Origin of the sequence: Nitrosomonas sp. Nm58 (assembly GCF_900107335.1) — a bacterium.
Classification (GTDB): domain Bacteria; phylum Pseudomonadota; class Gammaproteobacteria; order Burkholderiales; family Nitrosomonadaceae; genus Nitrosomonas.
Genome location: NZ_FNPQ01000007.1, coordinates 77,888 through 90,201 on the forward strand (window position 1 = coordinate 77,888; position 12,314 = coordinate 90,201).

The window sequence follows — 12,314 nt, forward strand, 5'->3', positions numbered from 1 at the left end:
AAATGATTCATGTACAGTAAGGTAAGTTATTATTTTGTCATTGCAGGTTTTGTTCTCGCAAGCTCCAGCGTCGTTGCCGAAACGCAATGCATGTTCGGTACAAAACAGGGAATTGGCGCACTAGGCCGTATTGAGCCTCGCTCGAGGGTCATTAAAGTTTCCCATAATGCGGGTCCTGAAGGCGCCAAAGTTAAGCAGCTCTTTTTTCAGGAAGCAGATCGGGTCAAGGCAGGTGAAAAACTGGCGATCCTTTCGGACTATACTAAAAAGAAAGCCGAAGTTGAAGCAGCCAGAACCCGCATTAAAGTGTTGGAAGCCCAACGAACTGTTGAGCAGATCGCGTTAGCTTTTAATAAAAGGGAGTATCTTCGTTATCGGTCGCTTGAGCAAAGTTCTGCTGCCAGCGTTTCTCTTGCGGATGCCAAACGTCTGGCGTTTGAACAATCTGAGGCGAACCTGAAGCATTTGGCGGCTGAAATAGCCAATGCGCAATCCGAACAGAGAGTTTCAGAAGCAGCGCTGGAAAATACACTTATTTATGCCCCGATTACCGGTACTGTTTTAAAGATTCTTACTTGGCCGGGGGAGCGAATTGGTGATAATGCCCTTCTGGAAATAGCCGATTTAACCCGACTCGATGTCGTTGCAGAAGTCTATGAATCGGATCTGCTCCGAGTCAAAGTGGGACAAAAGGGCTGTATCCATGCTCCCGGTTTCAAGCAGAGTTATTACGTCAAGGTCAGAGAATTAGGTTTCCTGGTCAGAAAGAATGACTTAAATGACACGGATCCATTAGCGGATAGGGATAATCGCATCATTGAGGTACGCCTTACGCTTGAGGCTGAGGCAATCGCTGAGTTACAACATCAGATCTTTCGGCAGGTCTGGGTGCGGATTGCACCATGAATATCACTGCCTGGTTTTATTTTCCTGCACGCCTAGCCTGGCGGCAGTTGATTTTTGACCGAACCAAGTTGATTGCGGCGACCTGCGGGGTGTTGTTCGCCTGTATGTTGGTGTTCATGCAATTGGGATTCAGGGATTCACTTTATGCCAGTGCGGCCTCTGCACCGATAAAATTGAACGGTGATCTGTTCCTGGTGCACAAGCAAAGTGAGGCAATGTGGCGTTCGATCCCATTCAAGCGTAGCGAGCTTATGCGCGCTTTGGGGAATCCGGCCGTTGCCGAGGTTTATCCACTCTATTTGGCACTCGCGCCGTTCAAAAATATCGAAACCCAGGTCAAAAGAACGTTGATGGTATACGGCTTTGATCCCGATTCCATGATATTCGATATCGAAGATATTCAAAACAAGCGAATCGAATTGCGGCTCAAGGATACGGTGCTGTTTGACGAATATTCCCGCCCAGAATTCGGGCCGGTTCGCCCCTTGCTGGAGGCGGGCCGCAATGGGACAGAAATTAATGATTATAAAGTTATCATTACTGGTCTTTTCCGTCTGGGGATATCTTTTGCCGCTGATGGCAATGTCGTCACGAGTGATTTGAATTTCATGCGTATTTTTCCAGAAAGAAGTCTCAGCAATATCGATGTGGGTGTCATCAGGCTTCATCCTGGCTCATCAGCAAAACAGACGCAAGCCGAACTGAGTGGTCAGTTGAATGAGTCCGTCAATATTTTTACCTATGAAGAACTGCTGCAACATGAAAAAGATTACTGGGCAAATATGGCACCCATTGGCTTTATTTTTGGTTTTGGTACAGTGATGGGACTGGTAGTGGGCCTGGTGATCGTTTATCAGATTCTTTTCACGGACATCGCCAATCATCGAAACGAGTTTGCAACGCTGAAAGCCATGGGCTATAAACATGGTTACTTTATTCGCGTCGTGTTTGCTTCAGCTTTTTTTTTGGCGTTACTGGGGTTTATTCCTGGTTATGTTCTTTCTGTCGGCTTATATCACCTGGCTGAGTCCCAAATATTCATGCCGATGCCGATGACCTTCAGCAAAGTTATAACCGTGTTTACGTTTATTCTTTCCATGTGCGCAATGGCAGGATTTCTGGCAATACACAAATTGAAAGCTGCTAGTCCAGCAGATATGTTCTGATGTCTGCCGTCATCGATGTGCATGACTTAAATTTCAGTTTCGGAAGCGGCGCTCTGACGCAACCGGTCCTGAAAAACGTCACGATTTCAATCTATAAAGGCGAGATCGTGCTGATGACCGGACCTTCCGGTTCCGGTAAAACCACTTTCCTAACCATTATCGGGGGCTTGCGCCAGGCATATCACGGTAGTGTAGTGGTGCTTGATCAGCAGCTGATTAACAGCAATGAACATGTTAAGGTTAAGGTTCGCCAACAGATCGGCTATATTTTTCAGCAGCATAATTTACTTAAATCGCTCACTGCGCTGCAAAATGTTTGCATGACCTTGGAGATGCAAAACAGCATGACCGAGCAGCAACGACTTGACCGCGCAGCGGAAATGCTGAGAGCCGTAGGGCTTGGCGACCGGTTAAATTACAAACCAGATCAGCTTTCGGCCGGGCAGCGTCAACGTGTTTCGATTGCAAGGGCTTTGGTGGGGCAACCTCAAATTGTCCTGGCTGATGAGCCGACGGCCTCTCTAGATAAACAAAGTGGTCATGAGGCGGTCGCTATCCTTAAACGATTGGCCAAGGAATCGCAGACCACCATCCTGCTGGTGACGCATGACTATCGTATTCTGGATATTGCTGATCGCGTGGTGGAGTTGGAAGATGGCGTTATCAAAAATGCTTGATCAGACCACATATCAATCATATGCCGCAATGATTGCCGCCTGTGTTGAATGATTGAAGTTACCTATGCGCTATGGCAGTTATTCGCAATTCTGCCCATATAATTTTTGAATCATGGGCCAGGTTTGAGTAGAGCAACTTGCCTAACGAATTTGAGTTAATATATCCAGTCTTTCTGATGTTTACCTGATTGGTGTCATTTCTAGCCATTACGTGCCTCGCCGCATCCATTATCAGCTATCAGGATATCTCGGCAATCAAGTTACCCGCCAATTTTTAGGACAGTCATTACGCCATGTGTTTTTCAGCAGAAGCCAGTTTTATTGCCAGCGGGGTGCTCGTGGCCGTCGGTGTGAGTGCAGTCAGAAAAGTCAGGGATAGAAAAGATATTTTCATCGCGTTCATTCCACTGATATTTGCGCTCCAGCAGCTGGCGGAAGGGGTGTTATGGATCGTCCTGGAGCATGGGGAAATGCCGCAGGGGCAATTGTGGCTGGCCAATTTATACGGGATTTTTATTGGCGTGATATGGCCATTTTATGCACCATTTGCTATCCACCAGGGCGAAACGGATAACCGGGCGAGAAAGGTCATGATATCCATGATAGTGGTGGGCCTGGGTCTAGCAGCCTATACCATCGCTGGTTTGATCAACGAGCCGATCATGGTCTATATCGTCAATAACAACATGCGTTATGTGCATGAGGTTGAAGGCCAGCAATTTGTGCTTGTCATGTATTTATTTGCAACCTGTGTGCCATTCATCCTGTCAAGTGATCGGGGCTTGAACATCACGGGAATTGTGATCTCGCTGGGCTTCTTTGTGGCATTTTATGCTTATAGGGAAACGTTTGCTTCCATATGGTGCTTTTTTGCGGCCGTGGCCAGCGCATTGATCTATGTTTATATTGATAATCAGAATAAAAAGTATGCAATGAGTGGGGTGACTCAGAGTTAGCGATGCTGCTTGTTTGAATAGCGCAGCAGGATTTTGCGCAATTCTTCCAGAATCAGCATGACCAAAGCAAAGGGAATCGCGTATAACCAGACATCCAGGCTGATGGGCGCAGTACCGAACAGACTGTTGCCCCATGGGGTGTAAACAATCAACAGGATCAAGCCAATCTCTACTGCTACGCCCAGTAGCAGTAAGCGGTTGCCGAACCAGGCAAAGCGAAAGGCAGATTCTGTCGGATGGCGACAGATGAAAACATTCATGATCTGCATGACGATGATGGTCGACAGGCATGCGGTGGTGGCCTGCAAGTAAAGAGGATGATCGGCAGGCAGTATTTGTCCATATTGCCAGCCGCCATTATTCAGAACATAAAAGAACAGCGCCATGGCTGCTGCCGCTTCTATCATGCCTAGAAAAAGATAAGCGCGCACCAGTAAGGGCCAGTGAAGCAATCGCTCGGCGTGCGCGCGCGGTGGTTTTTGCATGACATCGTTGCGCGGTGTTTCCGCGCCAAGCGCCAGTGCCGGAAGGAGATCGGTACCCAGATCCACTGCGAGGATTTGCACGATAGTTAGCGGCAACGGAATCTTGAATAGCGCAAAAGCGAGATAGGGAACGAGTTCAGGCACATTCGAGGTGAGAATATAGGTCATGAATTTACGGATATTTTCAAAAACTGTCCGCCCCTCCTCAATGGCCGATACGATATGGGCAAAATTATCATCGAGCAAAATGATGTCGGCAGATTCCTTGGCGACATCCGTTCCGGAAATACCCATGCTGATGCCAATATCTGCGGCTTTCAACGCGGGCGCATCATTGACGCCATCACCGGTGACCGCGACGATTTCACCTTTTTTCTTCAGCGCTTGCACGATGCGCATTTTCTGATCGGCCCCCACCCGGGCAAAGATGATTTCCTTGGCATCCAGCGCCAGTTGCAACTGAATTTGTGACATGCGGCGTAGTTCATCGCCCACGATGATCAGTGGGTTCTGTACCAGACCGATTTCCCTGGCGATCGCACGGGCGGTGTGGGGATGATCACCCGTAACCATGATCACCTTGATGCCTGCGGAACGGCACCGGGCAATGGCCGTGGGAACTTCTATCCGTGGGGGATCTTCTATCCCCACCAGACCACACAGCGTGAGTTTTTCTTCCAGATGCTCAACTTCAGTTTGCGGTGGACAGCAGCGAAAAGCCAGCGCAAGCACTCGCAGCCCCTGTTCTGCCATGTCTTCCTGCGCATCGAGCAGATGCTGCCGCTGGGGTTCATCCAGAGGTTGTATTCCACCTTCCAGATGAATGTCTTGACAGAGAGGCAGGACCGTCTCCAATGCCCCTTTGCAATACAGTCTGTCACCATCGGGTGTTCGGTATAACAGTGAGAGACGTTTGCGGTCGGTATCAAAAGGGATTTCGGCGATCTGCATGTGATCAGGGTAAGCGGTCATGACCATCTGTGCCAGTTCAAACAACGCGATTTCCATTGGATCACCCAGCAAAGTCTGTTTGCCGTGGCTTTCCCCTTGCTTGAGGTTGTGGCAATACCTGGCTACGGCTAATAACGGATGATCCTGCAAGCGATTAACCTTTCCAGGAAGGTAGAATTCCCCAGACAGAAACAGCTGCTTCACGGTCATGCGGTTTTGCGTCAGTGTGCCGGTTTTGTCTGTGCAAATGACTGTGGTGGAACCCAGCGCTTCCACCGCGGGGAGATGGCGCACCAATGCATTTTTTTTCGCCATACGCTGAGTGGCCATGGCTAATGCCAGCGTGACCGTTGGTAGCAATCCTTCTGGTACATTGGCGACGATAATGCCAATTGCAAAAATCAGGTTTGTCCAGAAAGGCAGTTCCAACCCCAGGCCGATCAAGAAAAACACGATGCCAAAGCATACTGACAGCATGGCAATAAGTCGGCTCAGCCGTATGATTTCCAACTGTAGCGGCGATAGGACGGCACTCGTTACCTGAGTCAAGTGAGCAATTTTGCCAAACTCGCTGTGCATGCCTGTTGCGTAAACCAGCGCTTTGGCTTCACCAGAAACCATGACGGTGCCGGCAAGCAACACATTGTGACTGTTTTGTGCCTCATCTTCACTGGAGCGGCCAGTACTGCGTACTCTGGAGAGTGATTCCCCGGTAATTGTGGCATTATTGACGCGCACGCCAAAGGCCTCAAGCAAGCGGCAATCGGCCGGTACGATATCGCCATCTGTCAGATGAATGACATCTCCCGGCACCAGTTCACTTGCTGGAATTTGTCTGATGGTACCATCACGCATGATTTTGACCTGAAGCGGCAGCAGATCGCGTAATGCTGCAACCGCTTCCTGCGCGCGATATTCCTGCCAGAACGAAAATACGCCATTGATGATGATCACGCCAATAATAGCATAGCCCAGCATCGCCATGCCCTGACCTGGCGCATACCACTCGGCAATGAAAGCCAGTATGGCGGCCAACCATAAGATTAGCGCGAAGAAATGGGTGAATTCTTGGATAAAGCTGGGCAGCAGGTGCTTTTTTTCGATTTCCTCTACGCGATTCGGGCCATACTCCCGCAACCGCCGTTGCGCCTCCTGCTCTGACAAGCCGTTGGCGCTGCTGCGTAAACTGGTATAGGCCTGCTCTTCAGCCAGTTGATGGATCTTCATGATGCCTGCCCCCGTTCGTTCTTTTAACGTGGTATGGGCAATACTCTGCCATTCTGTTACCCAAACGTCCAGTGATGAAAAGCGAATAGCGGAAAAAACGTGTTTTTACCGAGCAGCGTGATGAAGCAGCTTGGAAGGTGCTCGTTAACGGATCACTCGTTGGCTAAAATCTCGACCAGTCATCAGCAACGATTTGGCCATTCTGAATGATGAAGCGATGGTTGTATTGGCCTATTTTGTAGGTCCAGGCTTCCCTGGTGATATAAATATTTCCTCGGTAGTGAAAGGTGCCGAGGTGGATACGAGCTTGCGGTTCGCCTAAATTAGCAAGCAATTTATCGACCAGATCACCGCTGGAGATAATATTCCCATTGGGCGCGCGGAAGCCGCTTAAGCAAATTACAGTAGCAAGAAGCAGCAGAAGTTTTTTCATGATGAGAGCAGCTATTCTATGCTGATCAGATTTTCAATCGGTTGCGACAATGATACATCGAAGAGAATTAATACAAGCTGAACGAGCTGGAAGGGGGAAGGTTTAACTATATCCACTTGTTTTGTAGGACTACTTTGATAAATATACTCATCACGTTTCAAAATCCGGCAGCTATACCTTCTCCCGCTGGGAGAAGGCTGGATGAGGGATTATAAAAACCGAATTTTGAAGTGTGATGAGTATAGTGAGTCATTTCAGCGCCAGATCACAACTTGCCTGGCCGGTTTCTTTCACTGTTGCAGCATTTGTGAATTCAGGTCATGATTGAATTTCAGGAACTTCTACAGTGCTCGTCTGCTGCTGAGGTAATCGTGCCCGCCATAGCACTGCCAGCAGGCTTCCCAGCAGGGAGTGCATTACAGCGGAGACCGCGCCTACCACAGGTGCTAACGGCAGTAATGGAAAAGTCTGTTTGGCCAATACGATGGCAAGCCCGGAATTTTGCATGCCGACTTCAATGGAAATCGTGCGGGCGCTCTGGGATTGATAACCCACGATGTGGGCAAAATAATAACCCAGCAGGAAACCGCCCCCGTGCAGCAAGGCCGCTGCCAGAATCAATTGCGAGCCATGATTCAGAATAGATTCTGCATTAGCGGCAAATACGGCTGCACAAACCATGCATACTCCGAGTACCGATAACAGTGGTGCAATCGGCATGACGCGTTGCACGAGCTGCGGTGCCCAGCGATTGAGCAGCACACCCAGGATGACTGGGATAATCACGACTTGCAGAGTTTGCTTGAACAGCATCCAGGTATCAACGGGTACCAGCGCGACAGCAAATAGTTGGGTCAGTAGCGGGGTAAGAATGATAGCTGCCATTGTGGAGCACACTGTCATTACCACCGAAAGCGCCACATCTGCCTTGGCAATATAGGTCACCAGGTTTGAGGCTGTGCCGCCTGGACAGCAGCCGACCAGAATCAGGCCGACGGCAAAGTCAGGCGGCAGGTTGAGCGCATAAGCTATTCCCCATGACAGCAAGGGCATGATCGAATATTGCGCCACAAAGCCGACTGCTACCGCTTTCGGCATGCGTGCGATTCTGCGAAAGTCATCAAAGGTTAAAGTCAGTCCCATGCACAGCATGATAAAGGCCAGTATTAACACCATGACAGATCCCTGGTTGAGCGGAAGCAACCACTCTGGCCAGTATAGTGCCATGGCGCTCGTCAGTATCATCCAGAGTGGAAACAGCAGGGTAAGTTGTTGCAGCATAATGATTTAATGGATTAGTAATGGATTTCTGGCAGGCTGGAACGCGCAAATAAAAGTGTATAGTGCTGCCCGTAACGACTGATCATATGGTCGGCGTTCAAACCGGCGGCTCGCGCCATTTCCTGCAAGGTGGAAAGATATTCTGGGTAGTCATAGCTCTGCACATGCATGCAGGCTTCCTCCAATTGATCCGGAGGTACCTTGATCCAGTTTTCACGCATGAATTTAAGATAACCTTCCAGGTAATTTTCCCTGCTTTGGTTTTCCTCACGCACGACATCTACCAGAATCAACCAGCCACTTTCTGCGAGGCAGCGCCCGGCTGCACGAAAAAAGCGCGCCTTTTCCTCGGGCATGAGATGATGGACAGCAAACCCTGTAAAGATGACGTCCCAGGTTTTGTCGGTCGACTCGATTGCTTCCAGCAGATCGCTGTGCGTCAGTGTAATCGGACCAGGAAATCCTGCCAGATAGCCATGTGCCTCAACAAGCGCCGCCTCGGATAAATCCACTCCTTCATACAGTGAGGGAGGTGACTGCTTCAGGCAGGGCGTCAAATAGCGTGCATTACCACATCCTAAATCCAGCAAACGATATTGCCCGGGATCATTGCGTAGCTTGAGGAGATCACAAACCCCGCTATAGATTTCCTGGTGGAACATGTAATTATGCTCCGTGATCAGATCATACAATGACCAGGAGCGCGTGAAGATGGCAGTCGATTCCGCGGATGTCATGAGTATTCGTAATGAAAATGATGATAATGAGAAGAATAAAAATATATTTGTACTACTTTACAACAGCTCACCACTTCATGGGCAGCTGAGATTCAAATTCATTGCTTTTATGGATTGTTTAGTCACGTTAGCAATATTGTTTTCTTGCAATATATGTTATAAAGAAAACGCGTGCTATTAAGTCTGAGGGAAATATTAAACAGGCGAGCTCTTTTCTGGCAGTTGCAGAGTTGGATAGCACGATCTTTGCCAAGAGTGTTTTGACATTATTAATCTTAAACAAAATAAGGAGTAATGGTCATGAAAGCGATATCAACTATAATTGCAATTGGAATGTTAGCATTTTTCTTGAGCACCCAGGCCTTTGCAGCAGATGCCGGCCATAAGGCGGAAGCATTGGAGCATGCTGAGGAGGCCGTGAAGCATGGAAAAATGGGTCATGCCAAAGATGTCCTCGAGCATAGCAAGGAAAGTCTGGAACATGCTAAAGCCGCGAGCGCATCGGGGGCTGATGCTCATATGGATGAGGCTAGCAAGCATTTAGAAGAAGGTATCAAGCACGCTGAGATGGGGCATGCCGATGTGGCAACCAAGCATGTCGAAGAAGCCATAAGTCATATGCGTCAATCTGGTTCCAAAACTCCTCATTAATCGTGGCAAAAAGCATGTGCCCCCCCCCCCAGCATGGCTGGGGGTTTAATAAAAGATGGGTATCGCTTTCCCGCCATTCCCTGAATATAAAAATAAAATAATTCCTTAACCAGCTCATGTTAAAGGCATCCATAAAGCATTTATCTTGGTTCAGCATAATCACGGTGACTTTTGTTTATGGGCGTGGCTATTGATCCAGTAGCATGCTGCTGTCGATGATAATTTCAGCTGGATATGTGTAAGCTGCTCCATCCAGAGCGAGCAGTGCTACGATGATTACTGCCACTTCGAGCTGATCAAACCGGCGTAATGAGGATAGTCGCTGATGAAATCCGTATGCGTACTTTCCTTCCCGATTCCATTTCCAAAACCAGTTCTCACATCGATATCAGAATGGCGCTCGGGCGCAGCGCGCCCGGTAACGGCGGTTGATTGCCATCACACCTGCTGTAGGCAATGCCATGAACCAGGGAGATTCTCAAACAGCGCGAAGCGCGCGAGATCATTGAAGTCGATGGCAATAACGGCAAGGTTCGCCGAATAAGGAGCTGATGTTAAGCCGTATCCAGTTATGAGTATCTGCGACACTTGGTGAGACGATGGAAATCCATGATCAACGGGAAAACAGATACGGTTTTTGATAACCTTGTTAGTTCGTCATTCATAATTCATAACATGAAACGATCCTATGCCATTCAAACGCTTATTTCTCCCTGGTACCCATGCCAGCGATATTGCACCACTTATCGGTGAACATCTCTCCAATTCAACTCGGTCGCTTGATCAACCGGATTCCTGCAAACTATGCTTGCAGATTCTTGCCGGTCTTCAATCAATCTTCAATCAAAGATGGTCAGTCAACCTCAAACATTCATATCAATCATGTATCAGGTCTTTATTACGCTGACAACTTTTACCGCAGTGTTTGGCCTCATAGTCATAGGTGCTGGCGAGGTGCTCAGCCGGCCTGCTAACGGATCCGTCGGTGCTGCGCCTATCGAACTGCATGCTGAATCTGTTACCTTGCGCTTATCGAACGAATCAATTTCAGGGTGGCTTGCACGCGGTACACCGGGGTTGGGTATCGTTTTATTACTCCATGGTGTGCGTAGTGATCGACGCCAAATGCTTGGGCGTGCCAGATTTCTTTTTCAGGCGGGCTACTCGATTATGCTCATCGATCTTCCTGCTCACGGTGAAAGCGGCGGTGAGCGCATCACCTTCGGTTATCAGGAGGCTGAGGGAGTCAAGGCTGCCATGCGCTATCTGACAGAGACGTTTCCAGATGAAAAGGTTGCGGTGATTGGCGTTTCGCTGGGCGCTGCATCGCTCGTGCTCTCGAAAGTGTCGCCTGCTCCCAGTGCCGTGGTGCTGGAATCGATGTACCTGACCATTGAAGAGGCGATCACTCGCAGACTCGAGAAACGGTTTGGTCCACTCGGTGGGCTGTTTACGCCGTTATTTCTTTGGCAGCTCCCCCTCCGACTGGGCGTCACAGCAGACCAGCTTCGCCCTATCGCTAATCTTTCTGCACTATGTAGCCCGGTGCTCATCGTGTCAGGCGCAGAAGATCGGCATCCCACCGTAGCAGAGACGCAACGCCTGTTTGAATCAGCCAATCAACCAAAGGAGCTGTGGATCATCGAAGGTGCTGCCCATGTTAATCTCCATGAATATAATCCCGAAGAATATGAAGCCAAGGTGTCTGCTTTTTTGCACAAGTACCTTCGGGATGAAAGCTATGAAGTGAAATGACCTGATTCAGATTACTTGTAGAAGAATCATGCAACTAAATAATTAAAGTATCAATTTTACTATTCCTGAATTATAAGCATATTGATCGCTTCTTTGCTCACTTAAGTTCGAACTAGGCCAGCTTATGGCCAGGTCAAATCCATTTGATGGAATTTCCGGAAAGTCTGGTGCTGCCTCATGGCAACACCGATTGCATGCAGATTTCCATCAATGGATCGCCAGCCACTACCCTGGTAATACTGTAGTCATAACACTTGATGGTACTGGATGACATAAAAGCGAGGATTTCCGCCTGTCTGATAGCCTATATTTATTGTTTCTGCCACCGTATTCGCCTGAGTTGAACCCACAGGAACATCTTTGGGACGAGCTGCGACAAACATATTTTCCCAACCGAGCATCCGGTTATCGATGTTCTTGAAAATTATTTAGTTACTGCAATCTCGAAAATACTCCGGCTCTAATTAATAGTATTACTGGATGGAATTGGGTTATTGGTACAGTTTCTATTGTAAATGAGAATTTGGTTATAGCAATAGCGCCACAGCATGAATCCGCATTGATCAAGAAGACAAGAGTCGCATCGTCATAATTGACGGTCTTCCTGCATCATAATTCTTTATGGCAGATACGATGATCATTGTGTCTCAAACGTGCATCTCGTTTCATTTTTCATAGTTCCTCGAATACTCGCAGCGCTTATCCCTTTTCAGCTCGCTTCCAACGGGCGGCTACATCTCGCGTTTCTGATCACTTCCATTTCACGTAGTTGGATTATTCAAATTATTTCTAATTGTAATATTTTGATCTTCACGAATTATTCACGAATGTCAACAAATTTTTCACAAACATCATGTTAAGTTAATAGTTGAGTAATTTACTTTGTTATTCGAACCGATGAATCGGGCTTTCAATCCAGATGTACGTTTTGAGAGGAAGGTTATGTCAATACCAACGTTGTCCTTTGCTAGGTTTTATGACACCCGCAGAGCGAAATGAGCGTAGTAATCGGCCTTCGGCCGCAATGCGTTTGAAAGAAACACGATGCGGCGAGATGTGCGGTAAAGTGGAATACCGCGACGGCGAAGA

General features: G+C 48.2%; 12 protein-coding genes. 8 read left to right on the forward strand and 4 right to left on the reverse strand.

The genetic code is table 11. The features are described from left to right. Positions 1 to 9 precede the first annotated feature (9 nt). The 4 genes from BLW34_RS04670 (at position 10) to BLW34_RS04685 (ending at position 3,705) form a co-directional block, all read left to right on the forward strand. Positions 10 to 906, forward strand: coding sequence for an efflux RND transporter periplasmic adaptor subunit (locus BLW34_RS04670; protein ID WP_090576238.1), 897 nt, complete (start codon positions 10 to 12; stop codon positions 904 to 906). Next, positions 903 to 2,072 carry an ABC transporter permease DevC gene (gene devC, locus BLW34_RS04675; protein ID WP_256203591.1) on the forward strand — a complete coding sequence of 390 codons (1,170 nt, stop codon included), beginning with the start codon at positions 903 to 905 and terminating at the stop codon, positions 2,070 to 2,072. Before BLW34_RS04670 ends, devC begins: the two co-directional genes overlap by 4 nt. Continuing rightward, positions 2,072 to 2,749, forward strand: a complete 678-nt coding sequence (locus BLW34_RS04680; protein WP_090576242.1) for an ATP-binding cassette domain-containing protein — start codon at positions 2,072 to 2,074, stop codon at positions 2,747 to 2,749. The genes devC and BLW34_RS04680 overlap by 1 nt, the downstream gene beginning before the upstream one ends. A gap of 293 nt (positions 2,750 to 3,042) precedes the next feature. Beyond that, complete coding sequence (locus BLW34_RS04685) at positions 3,043 to 3,705, forward strand: DUF6629 family protein (RefSeq protein ID WP_090576245.1); 663 nt, start codon at positions 3,043 to 3,045, stop codon at positions 3,703 to 3,705. Here BLW34_RS04685 and BLW34_RS04690 read toward each other — a convergent pair. The 4 genes from BLW34_RS04690 to BLW34_RS04705 form a co-directional block, all read right to left on the reverse strand. After that, positions 3,702 to 6,368 (reverse strand): cation-translocating P-type ATPase, encoded by a 2,667-nt coding sequence (locus BLW34_RS04690; protein ID WP_090576247.1) that lies wholly within the window; start codon positions 6,366 to 6,368, stop codon positions 3,702 to 3,704. The two genes, BLW34_RS04685 and BLW34_RS04690, sit on opposite strands and share 4 nt — an antisense overlap. Positions 6,369 to 6,531: 163 nt before the next feature. Continuing rightward, positions 6,532 to 6,801 carry a DUF2845 domain-containing protein gene (locus tag BLW34_RS04695; protein WP_090576250.1) on the reverse strand — a complete coding sequence of 90 codons (270 nt, stop codon included), beginning with the start codon at positions 6,799 to 6,801 and terminating at the stop codon, positions 6,532 to 6,534. 318 nt (positions 6,802 to 7,119) lie between these two features. Next, positions 7,120 to 8,082 (reverse strand): bile acid:sodium symporter family protein, encoded by a 963-nt coding sequence (locus tag BLW34_RS04700; RefSeq protein WP_090576253.1) that lies wholly within the window; start codon positions 8,080 to 8,082, stop codon positions 7,120 to 7,122. A 14-nt stretch (positions 8,083 to 8,096) separates the two neighbouring features. Next, entirely contained in the window at positions 8,097 to 8,819 is a 723-nt protein-coding gene (locus tag BLW34_RS04705; protein ID WP_090576256.1) for a class I SAM-dependent methyltransferase, read from the reverse strand. Between the two features lie 300 nt (positions 8,820 to 9,119). Between BLW34_RS04705 and smbP the strand changes: the two genes are divergently transcribed. The 4 genes from smbP to BLW34_RS17330 all read left to right on the forward strand — a co-directional run bounded on the left by smbP (position 9,120) and on the right by BLW34_RS17330 (position 11,646). After that, the gene (gene smbP / locus BLW34_RS04715) at positions 9,120 to 9,470 is read left to right on the forward strand and encodes a small metal-binding protein SmbP (RefSeq protein ID WP_090576262.1); all 351 of its coding nucleotides are present in this window, start codon (positions 9,120 to 9,122) and stop codon (positions 9,468 to 9,470) included. A 309-nt stretch (positions 9,471 to 9,779) separates the two neighbouring features. Next, on the forward strand, positions 9,780 to 9,902 hold the full coding sequence (locus BLW34_RS16770) for a hypothetical protein (RefSeq protein ID WP_256203594.1): 123 nt from the start codon (positions 9,780 to 9,782) through the stop codon (positions 9,900 to 9,902). Positions 9,903 to 10,352: 450 nt separating this feature from the next. Next, complete coding sequence (locus BLW34_RS04720; RefSeq protein WP_090576303.1) at positions 10,353 to 11,225, forward strand: alpha/beta hydrolase; 873 nt, start codon at positions 10,353 to 10,355, stop codon at positions 11,223 to 11,225. A gap of 292 nt (positions 11,226 to 11,517) precedes the next feature. Then, positions 11,518 to 11,646 carry a transposase gene (locus tag BLW34_RS17330; RefSeq protein ID WP_090576265.1) on the forward strand — a complete coding sequence of 43 codons (129 nt, stop codon included), beginning with the start codon at positions 11,518 to 11,520 and terminating at the stop codon, positions 11,644 to 11,646. Positions 11,647 to 12,314: the final 668 nt, after the last annotated feature.